Source organism: Nocardia sp. NPDC051911 (genome assembly GCF_040681035.1).
Taxonomy (GTDB): Bacteria; Actinomycetota; Actinomycetes; order Mycobacteriales; family Mycobacteriaceae; genus Nocardia; species Nocardia sichangensis.
The window spans coordinates 1-20214 of record NZ_JBFAXY010000047.1 but is presented as its reverse complement, the minus strand read 5'-3'; the positions used below and the strand labels follow the sequence as shown (position 1 = coordinate 20214).

Here is a 20214-nt window from a genome sequence, read left to right as displayed (position 1 = left end):
CCGCTGACGTGCCGGACGCACCGGGCCGTTCGTCAGACGTGCCGGATGCACGTGGCCGTCCGTCGGCTACGCCCGGCGGGTCGGACGCCTCTGGCTTTCCGCCGGACACGTCGGACGCATCCGATCCCTCGCCCGGCACGTCGGAGGCGAAAGAACAGCCGACGGCCGAGCCGCACGCGTCCGGATTCCGGCTGCGACTCAGCAACTTCGAGGGGCCGTTCGACCTGCTGCTCACCCTGATCAGTTCGCGCAAGCTGGACGTCACCGAGGTGGCGTTGCACAAGGTCACCGACGAGTTCATCGCCTACACCAAGGCGCTGACCGCGAACATGGCGCGGCAGAACACCTTGCGCGCGGACAAGATCCTGGACCAGACCACGGAATTCCTGGTCGTCGCCGCCACCTTGCTCGATCTGAAGGCGGCGCGCCTGCTGCCGTCCGGCGAGATGACCGACGCCGAGGACCTCGAACTGCTCGAGGCGCGCGACCTGCTGTTCGCCCGGCTGCTGCAGTATCGCGCGTTCAAGCAGGTCGCCGAACTGCTCGGCGAACTGGAGGCGGCCGCGCTGCGCCGCTATCCGCGCGCGGTCGGCCTGGAGGAGCGCTACGCCGGTCTGCTGCCCGAGGTTAGGCTTGGTGTCGGGGCGGCCGAGTTCGCCGCGATCGCCGCGGCGGCCTTCCGGCCCCGTCCGGTACCCAAGGTCGGGCTCGACCACTTGCACACGCACGCGATCTCGGTGGCCGAGCAGGCGGCACTGGTGCTGGAGCGGCTCAAACAGCGTGGTGCGGGTGCGTGGACATCCTTCGGCGAGCTGGTCGCCGACTGTGAGGTACCGGTCCAGATCGTCGCCCGCTTCCTGGCGCTGCTCGAGCTGTATCGCGGCAAGACGATCGAGTTCGATCAGCCCGATCCGCTCGGTCCCTTGGCGGTCAGCTGGATCGGCGACGAGGCCGCGCAACAGGTGGACACCGTGACTATCGAGGAGGACTACGGGTGAGCGAGCACAGCGCGCGTTCGCGCACGGCGGAGGCGAACTCCGGTGAGGCGCGGTCGTGAGTGAGGCAGTGGTGGAACTCACCCCCGAACCGCTCGCGGACGCCGATTTTCGTTCGGCGCTGGAGGCCATGCTGCTGGTCGTGGACGTTCCCGCGCCGGTAGACCAGCTCGCGGCCGCACTGGGCGACAGCACCGAACGCGTCGAGCGGACCCTGCGTGAAATGTCCGCTGAGCTGTCGGCGCGATCCAGTGGGATAGATCTGCGTTTCGTCGGTGACGGCTGGCGCTTCTATACTCGCAGCGAGTACGCGCCGTATGTGGAGCGGATGCTGCTCGACGGCTCCCGATCGAAACTGACCCGGGCGGCCTTGGAGACGCTGGCGGTGGTGGCATACCGTCAGCCGGTGACCAGGACCAGGGTCAGCGCGGTGCGCGGCGTGAACGTCGACGGGGTGATGCGCACCCTGCTGGCCAGGGGTCTGATCGCCGAGGCAGGCGTGGACCCGGAGACCAACGGGACGCTGTACCGCACCACCGAGCTGTTCCTGGAACGGATCGGACTCGCTTCGCTGAGCGATCTGCCACCCCTGGCGCCCCTGCTTCCGGGCGTCGACCTGATCGACGAGATCAACGAGAGCCTGGAGACGGACCCCCGGTACACCAGGTTGAGGAAACCCGCCGAGGCCGATTTGGACCTCGGCACCGAAGAATGACAGGACACCATGAATACGCCCGCTCGCCGAGATGGCACACCGGATCGTAGGAAACGCGGCGCACAGCCCGAACGAGGCGGCGCGAGCCGCAACTCCAGCTCACGCGACGCTCGTTCGGCCCAACGGGGTATCGCCGCCCGCGGCGCCCAGCAGGGCGGCGGGGGCCGAGCGGACCGACGCGGATCCGCCCCGGTTCCGAACCCGCAGCGGCACGCGGCCGCGAGCAAGAAGAAGCCCAAGCCGCAGCGGCAGGTCGCGCCGCCGCCGCTGCTGAGCAACGCCAAGCCCGCGCGCCACCAGAACGTGGAGCCGGACTCGTCCGGCGGTCACACCAAGCTCCCGTGGGGCGAGGGGGAGCGGTTGCAGAAGGTTCTCGCCAAGGCGGGCGTGGCCTCGCGCCGGGCCGCCGAGGAGATGATCGCGCAGGGCCGCGTCGAGGTCGACGGCATGATCGTGCGCGAGCAGGGCCTGCGTATCGACCCGCAGCACGCGGTGGTGCGCGTCGACGGCACGCGCGTGGTGGTGCGCGAGGAACTGGTGCACGTCGCGCTGAACAAGCCCAAGGGCTGGCAGTCCACCATGTCCGACGATCTGGGGCGCCCCTGCGTCGGTGACATCGTGGCCGAGCGTATCGCCGCGGGTCAGCGGCTGTTCCATGTCGGGCGACTCGACGCCGACACCGAGGGCCTGCTGCTGCTCACCAACGACGGCGATCTGGCGCATCGGCTGATGCACCCGTCCTTCGAGGTCTCCAAGACCTATCTGGCGACGGTGCACGGCGAGGTCAACAATCGCGCGGTCGGCAAGCGGTTGAAGGAAGGCTTGGAGCTGGAGGACGGTCCCGCCAAGGTGGACCGTTTCCAGGTGCTCGAGCTGGGGGAGGGACGTTCTCTGGTGAAGGTGGTGTTGCACGAAGGGCGCAAGCACATCGTGCGCCGCCTGCTCGACGCGGTGGGTCATCCGGTCATCCGGCTGGTCCGCACTCATATCGGCCCGGTCGCGCTGGGCGACCAGCGGCCCGGCACGCTGCGCGTACTCGGCCGCGATGAAATCGGCAAACTCTACGAGGCGGTGTCGTTGTGAACGGTGTGGAGATCCCGGTGCAGGCGCCGGCGCGGTTGGCCGGCCCGAGCCCGCTGGTGGTCGCCATGGACGGGCCGTCGGGTACCGGGAAGTCCAGCGTGTCCCGGCGCCTGGCCACCCGGCTCGGCGCCAGGTACCTCGACACCGGCGCGATGTACCGGGTGGCGACGCTGCGCGTGCTGCGGGCGGGCATCGAACTGACCGACTCCGCGGCCATCGGCGCCGCGGTCAAGGAGCTGCCGCTGTCCATCGGCACCGATCCCAGCCGCGAGGTGATCGAGCTGGACGGCGAGGATGTACGGTCGGAGATTCGCGGCGACGCGGTCACCAAGGCGGTTTCGGCGGTCTCCGCGGTGCCCGAGGTGCGTGAGCTGCTCGTCGCCATGCAGCGCGACATCACGGCGGCCGCGGGGCGGATCGTGGTGGAGGGACGCGACATCGGCACCGTCGTGCTGCCCGCCGCCGACGCCAAGATCTACCTGACCGCGTCCGCCGAGGCGCGGGCGCACCGGCGCAATCAGCAGAACATCGCCGAGGGCAGGGGCGACGACTACGCGGGCGTGCTCGCCGACGTGCAGCGCCGCGACACCCTCGACTCGACCCGCAAGGTGTCCCCGCTGCGCCCCGCCGAGGACGCGGTACCGGTAGACACCAGCGAACTGTCCATGGACGAGGTTATCGACGAGCTGTATCGCGTTGTCGCGCAGCAGGTCTCGACGTGTGGAGCCGGAGGGGACCGATGAGTGGGGACGTACTCGCAGGCGACGGCGTCTGGAGCGACGAAGCCGACTGGGAACTCGCCGACCTGGAGGGCGAATTCGAGGACGCGGCGCACGTCGCGATGCCGACGCTGGCCGTGGTCGGCCGCCCGAACGTGGGCAAGTCGACGCTGGTGAACCGCATCCTCGGCCGCCGCGAGGCGGTCGTGGAGGACATTCCTGGCGTGACCCGCGACCGCGTGTCCTACGAGGCGAACTGGGCGGGTCGGCGTTTCCTGGTCCAGGACACCGGCGGCTGGGAGCCCGACGCGAAGGGCCTGCAGCAATCGGTGGCCCGCCAGGCCGAACTGGCCATGCACACCGCCGACGCGATCCTGCTCGTGGTCGACGCGGTGGTGGGCGCCACCGCCACCGACGAGGCGGCCGTGAAGAAGCTGCGCCGCTCCGCCGTCCCGGTGATCCTGGTCGCCAACAAGGTCGACGACCAGCGGGTGGAAGCGGAAGCGGCGGCGCTGTGGTCGCTGGGACTCGGCGAGCCGCGCATGGTCAGCGCCGCCCACGGCCGTGGCACCGGCGACTTGCTCGACGACGTGCTCGAGGTGCTTCCCGAGACTCCGCGCGAGGGAACCGGCGGCGTCGGCCCGCGTCGCGTGGCGCTGGTCGGCAAGCCGAACGTCGGCAAGTCGAGCCTGCTCAACAAGCTGGCGAACGACGAGCGCTCCGTGGTGCACGATGTCGCGGGCACCACGGTCGACCCGGTCGACTCCCTCGTCGAACTGGGCGGCAAGGTCTGGAAGTTCATCGATACCGCCGGGTTGCGCCGCAAGGTGTCCAATGCCAGCGGCACCGAGTTCTACGCCTCGCTGCGCACCAAGTCGGCGCTGGAGGCATCGGAGGTGGCGATCATGCTGGTCGACGCCTCGCAGCCGATCACAGAACAGGATCTGCGGGTGATCAGCCTGGTCGCCGATTCCGGGCGGGCGTTGGTGCTGGCGTTCAACAAGTGGGACCTGGTCGACGAGGATCGTCGGCTGCAACTGGAGCGTGAGGTCGACCGCGAGCTGGTCCGGGTGCCGTGGGCGCAGCGAGTGAACATCTCCGCGCACACCGGCCGCGCGGTGCAGAAGCTGGTGCCCGCGATGGAAACCGCGCTCGAGTCCTGGGACAAGCGCATTCCGACGGGCAGGCTCAACACCTGGCTGAAGGAAGTGATCGCCGCGACCCCGCCGCCGATGCGCGGCGGCAGGCTGCCCCGCGTGCTGTTCGCCACCCAGGCGACCACCAGGCCGCCCACGTTCGTGCTGTTCACCACCGGCTTCCTGGAGGCAGGCTACCGGCGCTTCCTGGAGCGCAGGTTGCGCGAGGAGTTCGGTTTCGACGGCTCGCCGGTCCGCATCTCGGTGCGGGTGCGGGAGAAGCGGGATCGTTCGAAGAAATAGGCGACGACGGGTGCGAGGGCAACCCACCATGGCGAATGAAAGCTAATTGTTAGCGGGCGAACGCAGATGGTCGATAATCCGGTCAAAATGCCTAATAAAACGCGACATCTTCTCGTGTAGATGACGATATGGGCAGTGCTGCCCACAACTGTGGCAAATAGCTGGCATCATCCGGGCATGGGCATTCCCAGCGTGCTGCCGGAACCGCCGGCCGTCCTGACTCCGTTCGAGACGGGATGGCCCGTGCGCCTCGCCGACACCGATCGTGACCAGCGCCTGCGACTCGACGGTGTCGCGCGCTATCTGCAGGACGTCGGCTACGACCATCTCGAGGTCCTCGAGGACGGCGATATCCATCGCCTGTGGGTGATCCGCAGGACGGTGATCGACGCGCTCAAACCGCTTGGATTCGGTGAGTCGGCGACGTTGCGGCGATGGCCTTCGGCGACGTCGACCCGGTGGTGCACGATGCGGGTCCAGATCGGCGGCAGCGCTGGTGGGCTGGTGGAGACCGAGAGCTTCCTGATCCATTTCGGCACCGAATCGGGCGTACCCGCGCGGATGAGCGACCGGTTCCTCGCCCCCATGCTGGCCTGTACGACCGAGCACCGGCTCCGCTGGAAAGCCGAGCTCACCGATCCCATGCCCGCGGCGGGCGAGCCCGGGGTGCAGATTCGGCCCTTCCCGCTACGGGCCACCGACATAGACCTGCTCGACCATATGAACAACGCGGTCTACCTCACCGCGCTCGAAGAAGTCCTGGCCGACTACGCCGAACTGAAATCGGGTCCGCACCGTGTGGTGGTCGAGTACGGGAAACCGGTGCGATGCGGCGAGGACGTCGAGCTCGTCGCCCGACGGACCGACTCGAGCCTGGACGTGTGGTTCGCGGTCGGCGCGGACTGCCGGGCGGTCGCCCGCGTCACCCCGCGCTAACCGGCCAACTGTTCGACGGTCGCGTGCGCGCCCCTGGTGCGCAGGCTGTCCAGAGCCGCCAGATACGCGGTCACGAACCGGGGGTTGTCGACCAGGTCACCGAACAAGGATCGCTCGCCGAGGAAAGCGGTGGGCTGCTCGCGCTGCCGCCGCGCGAGGGGGACCAGCCGGTCGCGGAGCCGGTCAACGACCTCGATCGGGTGCCCGTGCTCGTCCACGCCCTCGGCATAGCGTGCCCAGCTGGCGACGACCGCCGCCGCGCAGTCGATCGGGCCGCCGCTGCCGAGCTGCGCCCGGACAACCGGAAGCAGCCACTTCGGGATCCGGTCGGAGGATTCCGCGCACAGCCGGGCGATGGTGTCGCCGATCGCGGGATTGGCGAACCGGTCGAGCAGCGTCCGCTTGTAGTCGCCCAGGTCGACCCCGGGGACCGCGCGCAGCGTCGGCGTCGCCTCGGCGTCCATGTAGCGGGTCAGGAACCGCCGGAAGACCGGATCCTGTGCCGCTTCGTGCACCAGCCGATAGCCGCTCAGGTACGCGAAATAGCACAGCGCCTGGTGGCTCGCGTTCAGCAACCGAAGCTTCATCAGTTCGTAGGGAGTGACGTCGGCGACGACCTGCACGCCCACCTCTTCGAAGGCCGGACGGCCGAGTCCGAACGAATCCTCCAGCACCCACTGCGCGAACGGCTCGGCGACCACCGGCCAGCGGTCGGTGAGCCCGTAGCGCCGCGCGATCTCGCCGGTCGCTCCGGGCGGGGTCACCGGGGTGATCCGGTCCACCATGGAATTCGGGAAGCGCACCTGCTCCGTCACCCAGGCTCCGAGCCCCGGATCGCGCAGCGCGGCGAACGCGCCGAACATCCGGCGCGCGATGTTCCCGTTGCCCTCGATGTTGTCGCAGGACAGCACGGTGAACGGCGCGATATCGCGGGATCGGCGGCGGGCCAGCGCCTCGGTGACGAGCCCGAAAACGGTACCGGGCGGAGCGTTCCCGGCCAGATCGGCGCGGATTCCGGGGTCATCCGGGTCGAATTCCCCGGTAGCGGTGGCGATGTGGTAGCCACCCTCGGTGATGGTCAGTGAGACGATCCGGGTCGACGCAGCGGCGAGCTTCGCCACGACGGTCCCTGGATCGTCCGGCGCGTACCGGTAGTCGACCAGCGAGCCGATCGCGCGCGTGGTCCACGTGCCGTCCGGCGCGACCGTCGACAGCGTGTACAAGCCGTCCTGCGCCCGCAGCACGTCGCGCATGCGTCGATCGCCGGGCAGCACGCCGACTCCGCAGATGCCCCACTCGTCCCCGAGGCCGCGTTCGAGCAATCGGTCGACGTACATCGCCTGGTGCGCTCGATGGAAGCCGCCGACGCCGAAATGCACTATGCCGGTGGTGATCCGGGATCGATCGTAGCTCGGTGTCGAGATCCGATCGGCGAAGTCGGGCATCGTGGCCGCCCGTAAGGGCGTGGCTGTCCGTTCCGGCATACCGCGCCTCCCCGTGTTGTGTGGATCACACCATAGTGCAGCAGGAGTCCGGAACCGGTCAGCCCTGCGGAGGCGGCAGCAGCGAATCCATGCCGTGCCGTCGAGCGCCGAGTACTCGTTCGCAGTTCGCTCGCTCGACGTCGGCGGAGAACTGCTCGGTATCCCGGCGCGCCCGTGCCGGAGTCGGCGTCGCCGATGGGCCGGCCGCCACGTCCGTGTGCTCTTTCTCGGTCATACCTCACGGTGCCCGGAAACCGGTCAAGTCAGCAACAATAGTTGCCGATATGGCAAAATCTGTGGGTGCTCGCTCATTCCGGGGCGGATGACGGTACGCCCGCCGAGCTGGCGGTCACCGCCGTTCTCGTGCTCTTTCTGGCCGCTGCGCGACCGGCGAGGGGCCGGGGCGCACACCCCGTTTCGTCCGGCCGCGGAAGCTACCGGGGGGTTTATCGCCGCAGAGCTGGGTAGACCGTCGGTGTCCCGATCGATGGCAGAAAGGTTCAGCGCATGTCGCAACCCATCACCAGTACTTTGGACCCGGAGCAGCAGCGCATCGCGGGCGAAACTCTCCAGGCGACGGTGGTCGACCTGATCGACCTGTCGCTGATCGCGAAGCAGGCGCACTGGAACGTGATCGGCACCAACTTCCGGTCGGTGCACCTGGCGCTGGATGAATTGGTGACCGTGGCACGGGAGTTCACGGACTCGGCCGCGGAACGCGCCACCGCCGTGGGAGTCAGCCCGGACGGGCGCGCCGCGAGCGTGGCCAAGGATTCCGGCGCGATCGGCATCGGCGAGGGCTGGCAACAGGACACCGACGTCATCGACACGATCGTCGGCAACCTCGCCGCCGTGATCAAGCGGCTGCGTGAACGCATCGCGGCGACCGAGAAGGCCGATCCGGTGACCCAGGATCTGTTCCTGGCGATCGCGGCGCGGCTGGAGCAGTTGCACTGGATGTGGCAAGCGCAGCTCGCCACGGTGTGATGCGGGTGATCACGTGCGCGTTCGGCGCGCCCGCCACGGAGACTGCCACGGTCACGGTGCGGATCCCCGCCGACGCGCGACACCTCGCCTTGGTCCGCGCGATGACCGACACCGTGTGCCTGGTCGCCGAGGTTCCGTTCGACGCCGCCTCGGACATCCGCTTGGCGATCAACGAGGCGGTCACGATGCTGCTGGCGGACGCCATGCCGGGCTCGATGCTCGGCTGCGCGTTCACCTACGGCCTCGGCCTGATGAGCGTGCGTGTCGACGCCGTAGCCGTAGTCGGCGGCGAGCTCCGCAGCGATCCGTTGAGCTGGGAACTGGTGCGCATGCTCACCCGCTCCCTATCAATTTCCCGTGACCCTTTTGATTCCGAAGTCGGCGGGTACCCGACCGTTATCGAATTCAGTTGGGAACGAGGACCATTTGATGAAACGTGAGTTCACGACCGACGGAAATGACACGGCGAGGCGCACCCGCGGGGGCGACAGCTACGACAACATCGAGCCGTGGTTCGAGAAGATGGCCGCGATGGACGAGGGGGATCCGCACCGCGCGGCGCTGCGCGAGGAGGTGACCCGGCGGTGTCTTCCGCTCGCCGAGCACATCGCCAGGAAGTTCTCCGGCCGCGGCGAGAACTACGAGGACCTGCTGCAGATCGCCCGGGTCGGGCTGGTGCTCGCGGTGGACCGTTTCGATGTCTCGCGCGGCAGTTCCTTCCTCGGATTCGCGGTCCCCACCATCATGGGCGAGGTGCGCAGGCATTTCCGCGACAACACGTGGTCGTTGCGAGTGCCGCGCAGGCTCAAGGAGATCCAGCTGCGCGTCGGCCCGGCCACCGAGACGTTGTCGCATCGCCTCGGCCGGATGCCGACGGCCAGGGAGATCGCCGAGGAGTTGGACGTCGACCTGGGCGAGGTCACGCAGGCGCTCATCGCGGGCAACGCCTATCAGGCCAATTCGCTGGACGCGGCAGGCCGAGAGGAGGGCGACGGTGCGCCGCAGTCGCTCGCCGACACGCTGGGCTCCGAGGAGCCGTGCTACGACCTGCTGGAGCAGGCGATGGCCGTGCGTCCGCTCATCGCCGAGTTGCCGCCGCGCGATCGGCAGGTGCTGGTCATGCGCTTCTACGAGTCGCGGACCCAGAGTCAGATCGCCGAAGAGCTGGGTGTGTCCCAGATGCAGGTGTCGCGCATTCTCGCCAGGATTCTCAAAGACCTGCGCGAACGCGCGCTCGGCCCGGAAGAACTCGTTTCGAGCGCGGCCTGAGTTCGCTCACGTGCGTGGACGGGCGGCCGCGCCGGTCATCGGTGTGGCGGAGACCTCGCCGGTCCAGCCGCAGGGCAGGGCGCAGCTGGCGATGATCTTGGTCTCCAAGTCGCCGTTGTCGTAGCGCAACGTGGTGCTCTCCGCGTAAGCGGGATATCCGCACGCTCGGCATTTGCCGAAGAAATCGAGGATCTCCTCGGCGCGGGCGTGCGCGATTCGTCGTGCGGGCTTGTCGTCCATAACCTCTCCAGCCAGCGTTCGGTCCTGCCGAGCAGGCGTCTGTGACGTTAGGTCGGAGGTCGCCGCCCGGCGGGAGTTCGGATGATCGTTGGGCTGATTCACAGGCGTCGCGCGGGTGATTTGGGCCGGTTCCCAGGTTCAGGTGAATGCTGGGCAATCGCAGCGTATTTCCTGCGTGTCGCTGGTAGTAGCGACGATGCCCTGGCTACTTGACCTCGCTTGTGACTGACGTTACAAAGGAGCTACCCGCCGACCCGAAGTTCTTCGAACCGGCCGACGAGAAGTGCACAAGTTGGTTACCGATGTCATCGACGTAGTCGCCGAATTCGCGATCGCCCGCAAGACCATCTGGGATCTGCTACTCGAACCGCAGACTTATCCGCGCATGTTCACCGGTATCGGCGCGTGCGAGCAGATCCAGTCCGCCGACGGCAATGTGGTCTGGCAGATGCGCGTCGGTACCTACGGGTCGGGCATACGCACCCACCAGATCCGGATCAGCGTGGGCCGGTGGTACGAGAGCTTCGAGATGCAATACGCCGCACTGGGCAGCTTCGCGTCGGTGCGACTGCACGGCGACGAGGACCGCACCAAGGTCACCGTCACGTATTTCGCGCCGAGCCGGGTGCACCCGCGGGTGAGCGAGCTGTCCAATGTGGCGATCGGCGAGTGGACCAAGGCCGGACTGAAGCGGGTGGCCGACGTCGCCAAGGGCGCGCGGACCTCCTTGGTCGTCAACGGCGAGGATTCGCCGATCCGGCGCAACGCGGGTGTGGCGCGGCAGATGGTGGCCACCGGCGTCGTGTTGCCGGTTCGTTTCGATCGGACTCTCAAACAGCTGCGCTCACTGGCGAAATGGGGTTTCAACCTGGCGGGCGGATACGCCGCGGGCGCGGCGTACGCCCCGGAGCGGACCGCGATCATCGACGACCGCGGCACCCGGTCCTTCGCCGACATGCACGAGCGCACCAACGCGCTGGCCGCGGCGATGGCCGCGCACGACCTCGGCCCGGGCGACGCCATCGGCCTGCTGGCGCGCAACCACGCGGCCATGGTCGAATGCATGGTCGCCGCAGGCAAACTGGGTGTGGACGTGGCACTGCTGAACGCCGGGCTGGCGGGCCGCACCATCGAGGAGATCGTCCAGCGCGACCGCCTGTCGGCGCTGTTCGTCGACGGTGACCTCGAGGAGTTGGTGCGCTATCTGCATACCGACATCCCGCGCTACAACACCGACGAGCGTCCGCCGGTACCCGACCGGACGACCGTGGACCAACTGGTGGCGGAGGGGCACACGACTTTCCGCACCCCTGCCCAGCCGGGACGGCTCGTCGTGCTCACCTCCGGGACCAGCGGGACGCCCAAGGGTGCGCGCAGGCCGCATCCGAAGGGCTTCGGGTCCATCGCGGCATTGCTGTCGCGCATCCCGATGCAGATGAACGAGACCATGCTGATCCCGGCGCCGCTGTTCCACACCTGGGGGTTGGCCGGCCTGCAACTGAGCACCGCGCTGCGCGCGACCGTGGTGCTGGCCGAACGGTTCGACGCGGAGGACTGCCTGCGCCGCATCGCCGAGCACCGGGTCAACACGGTGATCGTCGTGCCGACCATGGTGCAGCGCATCCTCGACCTTCCCGCGCACGTGCGTGCTCGCTACGACACCTCCAGCCTGCGGCACATGATCAGCTGCGGTGCGCCACTGGCAGGCGCGACCGTCGAGCGGTTCATGGAGGCCTACGGCGACGTGCTCTACAACGTCTACGGATCCACCGAGGTCTCCTGGGCGACCATCGCGACCCCCGAGGACCTGCACACCTCGCCGACCACGGCGGGACGCCCGCCGCTGGGCACCAAGGTGGCCGTGCTCGGGCCGGACCACCGCAGACTCCCGATCGGCGCCACGGGACACATCTTCGTCGGCAACCACATGCTGTTCGACGGCTACGTCAACTCCGCGCCACCGGACGAGGCGCACGGCATGCTCGACACCGGCGACCTCGGCTACCTCGACGCCGCGGGCCGGTTGTTCATCGCGGGACGAGACGACGAGATGATCATCTCCGGTGGCGAGAACGTCTTCCCGCGTCCGGTCGAGGAGGCGCTCGCGCACCTGCCGCAGGTCAGTGACGTCGCCGTGGTCGGTGTGCCGGACCACGAATTCGGCCAGCGGCTCGCGGCGTTCGTGGTGAAACGCGAAGGGTCCGGCCTGGATTCGGACATGGTGCGCACCTACATCCGCAACCGCTTGAGCCGCTTCTCGGTGCCGCGCGACGTCACCTTCCTCTCGGCGCTGCCGCGCGGCGACACCGGCAAGATCCTCAAGCGTCTGCTGGCCGGTCCCGGCGCGGCCGAACCGGAGCTGCCGCCGTCGATCAACGGTCTGGGCACCGCGGGATCACCCTGACCATCCGGCGGCAGCGCCCGGCGGTCAGTAGACGGTGTCCTCCAGGTCGGTCAACGCGGATTCCAGGTGATCGAGCAGCCTGGCCACGTCCGGCACGCTGCGGCGGCAGGCGACGATGCCGATGTCCAGGCTGTCGGCATTGCTGGTGAGGGTGATGTTCACCGCCTGCCCGTCGAGCGGGATCGACAGCGGGTAGCTGGCCGCGACGCGGGCTCCATTCCAGTACTGCGGTTCACGCGGTCCCGGAATATTGGAGATGACGATGTTGAACGGCGGGCTGGTCAGCGCGACCGTGGCGGGAAGCAGCAGTGACAGGGCGAGGGGACTGAGCGTCAGCGCCGACAGCGAGACCGCCTGGACGGGGGACAGCGCGCGGTAGATCTCTTTGCTGCGATGCATCGAGGAGCTGATCGCCGCCAGCCGCGCGGCCGGGTCGGGCAGGTCGGTGGCCAGATTGCACAGCAGCGCCGCCACGGCGTTGCCCCCGCCGTCACCGTCGTCGGATTCGGGACGCAGCGAGACCGGCACCATGGCGATCAGCGGCTTGTCCGGCAAGGCGACGTGTTCGAGCAGGTAGGTGCGCAGCGCACCCGCCGACATCGCCAGCACCACGTCGTTGAGCGTGGTGCCGGTCATCTTCTTGACCTGGCGGATCCGGTCCAGCGGCCACGAGCGGGCGGCGCAGCGGCGGGCCCCGCCGATCGGGACGTTGAACATGGTGCGCGGTGCGGCGAAGGGCAGCGTCAACTGCTGCTCGAGCAGCGCGGTACGGGCCAGGCGCAAGGCCGAAGGCGCCGAGCCCGCCGCGGCGAGCAGGGCGCGCGCCCGGGTGCCGAGCGTTTGCCTCTGCGGGGGATTCGGGCGGTGCCCGGTCGAAGGCGGGAGATGCCAGGGCACCAGCGCTTCGCCGGATTCCGGGTCGGTGGTGAGCGTTCGCTGCAACAGGCGCTGGGCGCCGACGCCGTCGATGAGGGCGTGGTGCATCTTCGCGTACAAGCCGACCCGATCGCCGGCGAGCCCTTCGACCAGATGCGCTTCCCACAGCGGCCGGTGACGGTCGAGCAGGGTGCTGTGCAATCCCGCCGTTACTTCGGTCAGGGCGTCCAGGCCACCCGCTTCCGGCAGTGCCCACCGCTGGACGTGGTAGTCGAGCTCGACGGCGCTGTCCACGGTCCAGGCAAGCTGTGGAGTGCCGAACAGGCGAGCCGGGCGCTTGCGGAACGTGGGGTGGAAATTTCGGTCGGCCGCCAGCGTGGCGTACGCGCGCCGGGCGAATTCGGGTCCGGTGCCCTCCACGGGGTCGAAGATGGACAGCGAACCGACGTGCATCGGATGCTCGCGTGATTCCGCGATGAGAAACAGGGCGTCCACCGGCGAGATGAATTCCATGGGCAGTTCCCTCCTGGCGACGCCGCGGCCTCGCCACGGTCTGGTTCCGGACATGGGGACGGCCGCCGGACTGCTCATGGCGCTGGGAGATCTACGCCGGTCGAACGACGATCCCCAACCGATGATTCGATGCCGAATCCGTACCGGCTGGGCGGTTCGTCGCGAAATTGTGCGCGCGGGCCTCAGGACAGGCGGCTGACCGGCCAATCCTGCGGCAGTGCGAGGCGTTCGCTGATCATGCTGATCGCGCTGTGCAGGGCCTGGATCTCATCGATGCCGCTGGCCAGCGACGCGCCCTGCTTGCTGATATGGAACCGGCACAGGTGCTTGCGCCGGTCGGCCGCCAGATACGGCCTGCCGATGATGATCGACAACGAGCTGTCGGCTTCGTAGAGGGTGCGGGCCGCGATGAGCGCCTGCGGCTCGTAGGCGACCGTCGTGGCGGCACGCGAGGGACGGGTGGGCGCGGCGGGGAAGCCGGGGTCGGACGGCTCGGTCACCGCGAAGTGCGCACCGTGGCTGTTGGCCTGCCGCAGCTCTTGGGCGATGTCCTGGAACGCGCGGTAGAGCGCGGCGATGGAATCGACGCCGTGCGCCCATCGTTCGCCGATTCCCTGGATGCGAAAACCGCACACCACACCGGTGTCACCCGGTGCCATCTGCGGTTTCCCCACCTCGATGGAGACCTCTCGCGTGGCATCGGAGACGGTTCGGGTGGCGATCACCTCCCTGATCCGCCGCCATCTCATGCTCGCGATCGCACCGCCGTGTTCGGATTCGCGCACTGCGGGCGTGGTCGTGTCACCAGTGACCCGCGCCGGTATCGCTCTCATGATGTCTGGAGTACCCAAGTTGGACCCTCGTTTACCCTGCGGTTCGAGGTGACCTGGAACGCAGTGTGAAGACACGCCGTATCGGCAAAAGGGCTACCGGACGGTTAACGCGCCTCGCGTTTGGCAGGCTGTCGCCGAGGGTGTGATGGTGGGGCCGCGACGATGAGGAGGGGCGGACGAAGTGGTAACGATTGCGCAGTTGCGAGCGGTTCTGTCGATCTTGCGCGTCGACCCGGACGAGGTCGGCGCACGGGCGGATGAGACCGGTCTGCACGGTCCCGACGCCGAACGTGTCCTACTGATCGGTTTGCTACACCGGATCGCGAGCAGCGAGCTGCGCGACGTCGTCACCACCACGATGGACGACGAGGAGGCCGCACGGGCCGCCGCGGTCAGCACCCTGCCGGTGAACGGGGAGAACCCCACGGAGCAGGCGCGTTTCGACGCGCACTGGCTGCACGACCGTATCGGCGCGCTGGCGGCGGGCACCACCGTGGAACCGGTGCCGGTGTTGCTGGACGCCGCCGCGCGGTCTGCGGACGCGGCCGAGGTCCTGCTGTTGCTCAGCCGCAATCCCCGTGGCCACGACGCGGACACCAGATGGGAGCGTGCGCTCGACGATCTGGGACGCGCCTATCACTTGATCAACGACGAGCGCGTGGGTCGCTCGAACACGACGACCGCGCCGTTGTAGCGACGCGGTCGATCGGAAGTCCGCCCGGCGGCGCGCTGCTGCGCCGCCGGGACACGGCTACTTGGTTTGGGCCGGAGCGGTTTGGACGGGCTTGTCGGCGAAGCGTGTAGTGCCGTCGGCCGCCTGCAACGTGGTGAGCAGGTCGACACCCGCCACGACGAGCGTGGGCCCGCCGACCGCGATGGTTCCGAGGATGCCGCCGAGACTCGCGCCGGTCAGCAGACCGGCCACGCAGCCCACGGCGATGGTGACCAGGCAGCCGATCGTGGCGCCGATCGCGGTGCCGACGAAACCGCCTATGGCGGTGGCGAGCCCGAACTGGCTGGCGAATTCGTCACGGGCGCGCTGGTTCTCGGTCATGGACGCGACCGGCTTGGCCACCAGTGGCTCGGTGATCGCGATGCCCTCCGGCCTGGACGGCTTCAGCTCGAGCACGGTGCTGTCCTTCTTCAGCTCCGGGCGCACCGGAATGGCGGTCCCCGCGATCCGGAAGTCGAGCGGCAACGTCATCGCGACGTGGCCGTCGCGGTCCCGGATGTCTACCACGTCGATCACTTGCGCGATGTCGGCCGGGGCGCCCCCATGATCGACGAGCACCCCGTCGCGCTCGGTTAGTCGCGCGTTCTCGTCGCCCGCGGGCTGATCGCGCAGTGCCTTGGACAACTGGAAGGTTCCGCCCCGGAGCGCGGCGACCACCGTCTGGTCGACGATCTTGGCCGAGTAGGTGATGTCGGGAGCGGGCTCGCCGTGGGCGACGCCCGCGCCGACGGTCAGCGAGCCGATGGCGAGTATCGCTGCCGCAGTGATGCCGCGGAGTTGCATGTTACGTCCATTCCTTCATCGGGTTAACACCTGCGTCCAGCACGGCCGGACCCGCGCACTCCGGCGGCGCAAGAGCAGTCGTCTAGGGTCGCTGAGCAGCCTAGCAGCGCCCACAGCTACCGATGAGCGTTCCGGCTCGACCGGTCGGAGATATCGAAAAATTCTCCGACCGGCCGAGTTTCGGATCCGGCGCTCAGCGCGCCGTGGCCAGTTCGCTTGCCCGCTCGGCGCGCAGGATCGTCGCGCTGGTGCCGGGCGGCCACTCGAGTCCCGCGTCGAGCCGGTCGAGCACCTCGGTACCAGGCCGTGGATTGCGGGACCGCTCGATCTCGCTGATCACCTTGGCCGGCGGGCCGCCGTTGCCCGCCACATCCGCCTGGGTCCACTTCATCTCGCGCCGCCGCGCACGCACGCGCGTGGCGAGCCCGTCGAGATCGAGCACGATGGCCGTCTCGACCTCGTCCGGGGGCAGCGGCGCCGGTCGCGCCGGTGCGCCGTGCTCTTCCTGCTGGTGCTTCTCCCGCAGCATTCCGGCGGTGATCAGCCTGGACCGTTTCCGCCTACCCATCTTCGCCACACGCTCTCCCATCCTCGGTCGAGTCGATCGATTGCGTCGCACTGCTCCGGCGGGCGGGCGGCGCCCATCGCGCCGGGAACGCTGAACATCATGGGGGAGGGTGGCCGCGGACCTCGCTCGACGCGCCGGGTCAGTGCGGCCGGTCCTCCGGCTGAAGAATGAGCACCGGGATCTCGCGCTCGGTCCAGGATTGGTAGGTGTCGAAGTCCGCGTAGAGGGCTACGAGCAAGGGCCACAAGCGATTCTTCTCCTCCCGGCTCGCCATGCGGGCGCGGACGCGTCGGTGCTCGGCCCCGACCTGTACCCGGGTCACGGGATGTGCCAGGAGATTGAAGTACCACTGGGGGTGATTCGGCAACCCGCCTTGCGAGGCGACCACTACCAGATCGGCGCCGTCGACGAGGTACAGCAGCGGGACGGTGAACAACTTGCCCGATCTGCGACCCCGATGCTCGAGCAGCAAGGTGGGTACCGGCTTGCGGAAGCCGGCGCCGATCCGCCATCGTGCGCCGACGCGCCCTCCGGTCCGGCGGTACGCCCAGGTCTGCGCTCTGGACATGTATTTGATGACGGTCGTGATCAGCGGGGAGTCGAGGTTGCGTGGCCGCTTGGGCATCAACGATCACCCAGCTCGGGCCGGGATGCGGCCGTGGAATCGGGTGCGGTGACGAGTGATTGATCCATACCTTTGTCCGTAGTATCGTCCAGACAGATGTCCGGTTACTATTCCATATATGTGCGGCGCGTGTCGCGGGGGGTGACGGGAACCGGCGACGAGCACGGTGGAGGAAACATGGATCGGGTCAGCGGCAAAGTCGTCCTGGTGACCGGTGCGGGACGGGGGCAGGGCCGCAGTCACGCGGTCGCCTTGGCCGAGGAAGGCGCCGACATCATCGCCTTCGATATCTGCGCCGACATAGCCAGCAACGAATACGCACTGGCGACCGAAGCGGATCTCGCCGAGACCAAGGAACTGGTCGCCAAGACCGGCCGTCGGGTGGTGGCCGCACAGGTCGACGTGCGCGATCGCCCCGCGCTGCAAGCGGCGATCGCGGCGGGCGTCGCCGAACTCGGGCGCTTGGACGTGGTCGTGGCGAACGCCGGGATCTGCCCGCTGGGCCACCATGTGCCGTTGCAGGGCTTCGTGGATGTCTTCGACGTCAACTTCGTCGGCGTGGTGAACACCGTGCACGCCGCGCTGCCGCATCTGGGCGCGGGCGCCTCGATCATCGTGACGGGATCGGTCGCGGGCCTGGTGCCGCAGACCGGATTCAACGGCCAGCAGGCACTGCAAGGTCCCGGCGGCGACGGCTACGGCCTGTCGAAGAAGATGATCCGTTCTTATACGCAGACTTTGGCGTTGACGCTGGGGCCGAGCTCGATCCGCATCAACGCGGTGCATCCGACCAACGTCGACACCGACATGCTGCACAACCCGGGGATGTACCAGATCTTCCGTCCCGACGTACAGAACCCGACGCGCGAGGACGCCGAGGTCACCTTTCCCTTCATGCAGGCCATGCCGATTCCCTTCGTCGAGTCCTCGGACATCTCGCACGCGGTCACGTTCCTGGCCTCCGACGAGTCGCGCTACGTGACCGGTTTGCAGATGTTCGTCGACGGCGGCGCGTCGCTGAAATTGGGCCTGGCCTGAAGTGACGCGGAACGCGCCGCGTCACTTCAGGATGAGCATCGCGGACCGCTCGATGCGGTCCGCGATGTCGGAATACGATTCGTAGCCCATCCCGGCATGGACCAGCGCACCCGCGTAGAGCAATTCGAGCGATTTCAGAATATCCGCGTCGGGATTTCCGGACAGCGCGTGCGCGAGGCGGGTGCGAATTTCCAAGCCGATGCGCGACCGCAAATGCTCGACGTCGGGATCGCGGCCGAGCAGCGCGCTGGTGACCGCGCCGGACAATTCCGGTTCGTCGGCGACCAGCAACGCGATGCTGCGGAGTTCGGCGATCACCCGCACGGTGGCGTCCGGATCCTCGCTCACAGGGGAGGGTTGTGCGCGCAGCCTGCGCCAGAAGATCTCCGCGACCAAGTGCTCCTTGGAGGAGAAATAGGTGTACGCGGTGGCGGTGCCGACCTTGGCGTTGGCGGCCACCATCCGGATGGTCATGCCGGCGAAACCCTCCCGGGAAAGCACTTCCAACGCCGATCTGGTGAGCTTGTCGACGGTGTCGGCCTGCTTTCCGGACAAGCGCCGCCGCGTCGCTTCGACGGTTCTGGAATCGCTTTCGGACATGTGTCTAGATGGTAGTGTCGTTATTTCGTTCGAGCAACTTTCCTGCTGCGGAAATAGTTGTGTGTTCGGCCACGTGATTCGCTACGGCCGGCTCGCCGCGCCGAGCGGCGGGCCGATGTCGGTCAGTTTGCCGGACAACCGCTCGAGGTAGGCGCACACCGCGGGCTCGTCTTTGTCCGGCAGTCCGTACACGACGTCGGTGACGCCGGCGCGGTCCCACTCGGCCAGGCGTGCGGCGTCGGGTTTGTAATCCAGGGCCACCACGCGCGGACGTCCGGGCCGCCCGGCCTGCTGCCAGATCTCATGCAGCAACGCGAGACGATCGGAGATCTCCGTTTCCCCCGGGGTGGTGATCCAACCGTCCGCCGACTCGGCTATCCAGCGGAAGGTGCGTTCGGTGCCCGCCGCGCCGATCAGCACCGGCACCGAGCGCCGGACCGGTTTCGGCCACGCCCAGCTCGGGCCGAAGCGCACATACTCGCCGTCGAAACCGGCCTCGTCCCGGCTCCACAGCGCCCGCATCGCCGCCAGGTATTCGCGCAGCACGGTGCGTCGCTTGTTCGCGGGTACTCCGTGATCGGCGAGTTCGTCGGTGTTCCAGCCGAATCCGGCCCCCAGCACGACCCGGCCACCGGAGAGGTGGTCCAGTGAGGCGATCGTCTTGGCAAGGGTGATCGGGTCGTGCTCCACGGGGAGCGCGACGGCGGTGGCCAGCTCGATGCGTTCGGTGACTGCCGCCGCCATGGACAGTGCGACCCACGGGTCCAGCGTGCGCAGGTAGCGGTCGTCGGGTAGCGACGCGTCGCCGGTCTGCGGGTGCGCCGCGTTGCGCGCGACCGGGATGTGGGTGTGCTCGGGGACGTAGAAGGAGGCGAACCCCGCCTGCTCGGCCGCTCGGGCCGCCGCGGCGGGAGTGATGCCGCGGTCGCTGGTGAACAGGACGATGCCGAATCGCATGGAAATCCTTGTCTGGTCGTTCGGCGAGCTGTCGTGCGCTGCCCGCGTGACGGCATCGGCGAAGGTGGCCGCGTGCTGCGAACCGCCGTGTCTGGACAGTTGTATGGAATATAGTCCGATCGCCGAGCTGCCTACAAGAACGTGTTCTTGATTCGTGGTGTGTGTCGGCCTGGCGATCGGACGGCGGATTTCTTTCCGCGAGATCGCTTGTTCGGGATTGTCCTGAAAAACTGTCAGTGGTACCGTCCAGACACATGTCCAGCTATGTGTCTCTACGGAGCGTTGGGTGGACGATCCTTGTTGAGAACTTGTTATCGAATTCGGAGTGTGGGCGATGACGGCTGTGGTGGGGCCGCTGGTGTTCGACCCGTATGACTACGGGTTTCATGAGGATCCGTATCCGGTGTATCGGCGGCT

Annotated in this window: 22 protein-coding genes; 12 read left to right on the top strand and 10 right to left on the bottom strand. The window is 68.1% G+C overall.

Annotation, left to right across the window (positions count from 1 at the left end; translation table 11 throughout):
- The first annotated feature begins 191 nt into the window (after positions 1-191).
- From AB0L97_RS35615 to AB0L97_RS35590, 6 genes are all read left to right on the top strand, one after another.
- On the top strand, positions 192-998 hold the full coding sequence (locus AB0L97_RS35615; RefSeq protein WP_355080777.1) for a segregation/condensation protein A: 807 nt from the start codon (positions 192-194) through the stop codon (positions 996-998).
- A gap of 55 nt (positions 999-1053) precedes the next feature.
- Positions 1054-1710 (top strand): SMC-Scp complex subunit ScpB, encoded by a 657-nt coding sequence (gene scpB, locus AB0L97_RS35610; protein ID WP_355080740.1) that lies wholly within the window; start codon positions 1054-1056, stop codon positions 1708-1710.
- A 9-nt stretch (positions 1711-1719) separates the two neighbouring features.
- Positions 1720-2793 (top strand): pseudouridine synthase, encoded by a 1074-nt coding sequence (locus AB0L97_RS35605; protein ID WP_355080742.1) that lies wholly within the window; start codon positions 1720-1722, stop codon positions 2791-2793.
- A 65-nt stretch (positions 2794-2858) separates the two neighbouring features.
- Positions 2859-3536, top strand: a complete 678-nt coding sequence (cmk, locus tag AB0L97_RS35600; RefSeq protein ID WP_355080779.1) for a (d)CMP kinase — start codon at positions 2859-2861, stop codon at positions 3534-3536.
- Entirely contained in the window at positions 3533-4951 is a 1419-nt protein-coding gene (der, locus tag AB0L97_RS35595) for a ribosome biogenesis GTPase Der (RefSeq protein ID WP_355080744.1), read from the top strand. The genes cmk and der overlap by 4 nt, the downstream gene beginning before the upstream one ends.
- A 120-nt stretch (positions 4952-5071) precedes the next feature.
- Positions 5072-5887, top strand: a complete 816-nt coding sequence (locus tag AB0L97_RS35590) for an acyl-ACP thioesterase domain-containing protein (RefSeq protein WP_356969778.1) — start codon at positions 5072-5074, stop codon at positions 5885-5887.
- Here the strand turns inward: AB0L97_RS35590 and AB0L97_RS35585 are convergent.
- Positions 5884-7332 (bottom strand): mannitol dehydrogenase family protein, encoded by a 1449-nt coding sequence (locus tag AB0L97_RS35585; protein WP_364438626.1) that lies wholly within the window; start codon positions 7330-7332, stop codon positions 5884-5886. The two genes, AB0L97_RS35590 and AB0L97_RS35585, sit on opposite strands and share 4 nt — an antisense overlap.
- A 97-nt stretch (positions 7333-7429) precedes the next feature.
- Complete coding sequence (locus tag AB0L97_RS35580) at positions 7430-7606, bottom strand: hypothetical protein (protein ID WP_364438599.1); 177 nt, start codon at positions 7604-7606, stop codon at positions 7430-7432.
- A gap of 272 nt (positions 7607-7878) precedes the next feature.
- Here AB0L97_RS35580 and AB0L97_RS35575 point away from each other — a divergent pair, with 272 nt between their 5' ends.
- The 3 genes from AB0L97_RS35575 (at position 7879) to AB0L97_RS35565 (ending at position 9627) form a co-directional block, all read left to right on the top strand.
- The gene (locus AB0L97_RS35575) at positions 7879-8358 is read left to right on the top strand and encodes a DNA starvation/stationary phase protection protein (RefSeq protein WP_364438596.1); all 480 of its coding nucleotides are present in this window, start codon (positions 7879-7881) and stop codon (positions 8356-8358) included.
- Positions 8359-8459: 101 nt separating this feature from the next.
- The gene (locus AB0L97_RS35570) at positions 8460-8798 is read left to right on the top strand and encodes an anti-sigma factor (RefSeq protein WP_364438593.1); all 339 of its coding nucleotides are present in this window, start codon (positions 8460-8462) and stop codon (positions 8796-8798) included.
- Positions 8788-9627 carry an RNA polymerase sigma factor SigF gene (locus AB0L97_RS35565; protein WP_355080756.1) on the top strand — a complete coding sequence of 280 codons (840 nt, stop codon included), beginning with the start codon at positions 8788-8790 and terminating at the stop codon, positions 9625-9627. The genes AB0L97_RS35570 and AB0L97_RS35565 overlap by 11 nt, the downstream gene beginning before the upstream one ends.
- A gap of 6 nt (positions 9628-9633) precedes the next feature.
- On the opposite strand, the gene AB0L97_RS35560 is transcribed toward AB0L97_RS35565, so the two are convergent.
- Positions 9634-9867, bottom strand: a complete 234-nt coding sequence (locus AB0L97_RS35560) for a hypothetical protein (protein WP_355080757.1) — start codon at positions 9865-9867, stop codon at positions 9634-9636.
- 385 nt (positions 9868-10252) lie between these two features.
- Here AB0L97_RS35560 and AB0L97_RS35555 point away from each other — a divergent pair, with 385 nt between their 5' ends.
- Complete coding sequence (locus AB0L97_RS35555) at positions 10253-12271, top strand: AMP-binding protein (RefSeq protein ID WP_355080783.1); 2019 nt, start codon at positions 10253-10255, stop codon at positions 12269-12271.
- Positions 12272-12295: 24 nt separating this feature from the next.
- On the opposite strand, the gene AB0L97_RS35550 is transcribed toward AB0L97_RS35555, so the two are convergent.
- Together AB0L97_RS35550 and AB0L97_RS35545 are read right to left on the bottom strand one after the other, a co-directional pair.
- Complete coding sequence (locus AB0L97_RS35550; protein ID WP_355080759.1) at positions 12296-13660, bottom strand: wax ester/triacylglycerol synthase family O-acyltransferase; 1365 nt, start codon at positions 13658-13660, stop codon at positions 12296-12298.
- Between the two features lie 182 nt (positions 13661-13842).
- Positions 13843-14493, bottom strand: coding sequence for a hypothetical protein (locus AB0L97_RS35545; RefSeq protein WP_355080761.1), 651 nt, complete (start codon positions 14491-14493; stop codon positions 13843-13845).
- 199 nt (positions 14494-14692) lie between these two features.
- Between AB0L97_RS35545 and AB0L97_RS35540 the strand changes: the two genes are divergently transcribed.
- On the top strand, positions 14693-15187 hold the full coding sequence (locus AB0L97_RS35540) for a hypothetical protein (protein WP_355080763.1): 495 nt from the start codon (positions 14693-14695) through the stop codon (positions 15185-15187).
- A 57-nt stretch (positions 15188-15244) separates the two neighbouring features.
- Here AB0L97_RS35540 and AB0L97_RS35535 read toward each other — a convergent pair whose 3' ends face one another.
- From AB0L97_RS35535 to AB0L97_RS35525, 3 genes are all read right to left on the bottom strand, one after another.
- Positions 15245-16009: a hypothetical protein gene (locus AB0L97_RS35535; protein ID WP_356969767.1), complete on the bottom strand. Its 765-nt coding sequence runs from the start codon at positions 16007-16009 to the stop codon at positions 15245-15247.
- A 193-nt stretch (positions 16010-16202) separates the two neighbouring features.
- On the bottom strand, positions 16203-16586 hold the full coding sequence (locus tag AB0L97_RS35530) for a helix-turn-helix transcriptional regulator (protein ID WP_356969765.1): 384 nt from the start codon (positions 16584-16586) through the stop codon (positions 16203-16205).
- A 130-nt stretch (positions 16587-16716) separates the two neighbouring features.
- Positions 16717-17202, bottom strand: coding sequence for a nitroreductase family deazaflavin-dependent oxidoreductase (locus AB0L97_RS35525; protein WP_364438585.1), 486 nt, complete (start codon positions 17200-17202; stop codon positions 16717-16719).
- A gap of 177 nt (positions 17203-17379) precedes the next feature.
- On the opposite strand from AB0L97_RS35525, the gene AB0L97_RS35520 reads away from it, so the two are divergent.
- The gene (locus tag AB0L97_RS35520) at positions 17380-18240 is read left to right on the top strand and encodes a mycofactocin-coupled SDR family oxidoreductase (protein ID WP_356969761.1); all 861 of its coding nucleotides are present in this window, start codon (positions 17380-17382) and stop codon (positions 18238-18240) included.
- Between the two features lie 21 nt (positions 18241-18261).
- On the opposite strand, the gene AB0L97_RS35515 is transcribed toward AB0L97_RS35520, so the two are convergent.
- On the bottom strand, positions 18262-18840 hold the full coding sequence (locus tag AB0L97_RS35515) for a helix-turn-helix domain-containing protein (protein WP_355080773.1): 579 nt from the start codon (positions 18838-18840) through the stop codon (positions 18262-18264).
- Between the two features lie 81 nt (positions 18841-18921).
- Complete coding sequence (locus tag AB0L97_RS35510; RefSeq protein ID WP_355080775.1) at positions 18922-19797, bottom strand: LLM class F420-dependent oxidoreductase; 876 nt, start codon at positions 19795-19797, stop codon at positions 18922-18924.
- Between the last annotated feature and the right edge of the window lie 417 nt (positions 19798-20214).

What these genes read in the sequence shown, in the direction of transcription:
- AB0L97_RS35555 (WP_355080783.1), top strand. Translation starts at nt 10,253, where the DNA reads ATGTTCACCGGTATCGGCGCGTGCGAGCAGATCCAGTCCGCCGACGGC.
- AB0L97_RS35580 (WP_364438599.1), bottom strand. Translation starts at nt 7,606, where the DNA reads ATGACCGAGAAAGAGCACACGGACGTGGCGGCCGGCCCATCGGCGACG.
- AB0L97_RS35590 (WP_356969778.1), top strand. Translation starts at nt 5,072, where the DNA reads ATGACGATATGGGCAGTGCTGCCCACAACTGTGGCAAATAGCTGGCAT.
- AB0L97_RS35575 (WP_364438596.1), top strand. Translation starts at nt 7,879, where the DNA reads ATGTCGCAACCCATCACCAGTACTTTGGACCCGGAGCAGCAGCGCATC.
- AB0L97_RS35565 (WP_355080756.1), top strand. Translation starts at nt 8,788, where the DNA reads ATGAAACGTGAGTTCACGACCGACGGAAATGACACGGCGAGGCGCACC.
- AB0L97_RS35510 (WP_355080775.1), bottom strand. Translation starts at nt 19,797, where the DNA reads ATGCGATTCGGCATCGTCCTGTTCACCAGCGACCGCGGCATCACTCCC.
- AB0L97_RS35570 (WP_364438593.1), top strand. Translation starts at nt 8,460, where the DNA reads ATGACCGACACCGTGTGCCTGGTCGCCGAGGTTCCGTTCGACGCCGCC.
- AB0L97_RS35560 (WP_355080757.1), bottom strand. Translation starts at nt 9,867, where the DNA reads ATGGACGACAAGCCCGCACGACGAATCGCGCACGCCCGCGCCGAGGAG.
- der (WP_355080744.1), top strand. Translation starts at nt 3,533, where the DNA reads ATGAGTGGGGACGTACTCGCAGGCGACGGCGTCTGGAGCGACGAAGCC.
- AB0L97_RS35515 (WP_355080773.1), bottom strand. Translation starts at nt 18,840, where the DNA reads ATGTCCGAAAGCGATTCCAGAACCGTCGAAGCGACGCGGCGGCGCTTG.
- AB0L97_RS35525 (WP_364438585.1), bottom strand. Translation starts at nt 17,202, where the DNA reads ATGCCCAAGCGGCCACGCAACCTCGACTCCCCGCTGATCACGACCGTC.
- cmk (WP_355080779.1), top strand. Translation starts at nt 2,859, where the DNA reads ATGGACGGGCCGTCGGGTACCGGGAAGTCCAGCGTGTCCCGGCGCCTG.
- AB0L97_RS35585 (WP_364438626.1), bottom strand. Translation starts at nt 7,332, where the DNA reads ATGCCCGACTTCGCCGATCGGATCTCGACACCGAGCTACGATCGATCC.
- AB0L97_RS35520 (WP_356969761.1), top strand. Translation starts at nt 17,380, where the DNA reads ATGGATCGGGTCAGCGGCAAAGTCGTCCTGGTGACCGGTGCGGGACGG.
- AB0L97_RS35605 (WP_355080742.1), top strand. Translation starts at nt 1,720, where the DNA reads ATGAATACGCCCGCTCGCCGAGATGGCACACCGGATCGTAGGAAACGC.
- AB0L97_RS35550 (WP_355080759.1), bottom strand. Translation starts at nt 13,660, where the DNA reads ATGGAATTCATCTCGCCGGTGGACGCCCTGTTTCTCATCGCGGAATCA.
- AB0L97_RS35545 (WP_355080761.1), bottom strand. Translation starts at nt 14,493, where the DNA reads ATGAGAGCGATACCGGCGCGGGTCACTGGTGACACGACCACGCCCGCA.
- AB0L97_RS35535 (WP_356969767.1), bottom strand. Translation starts at nt 16,009, where the DNA reads ATGCAACTCCGCGGCATCACTGCGGCAGCGATACTCGCCATCGGCTCG.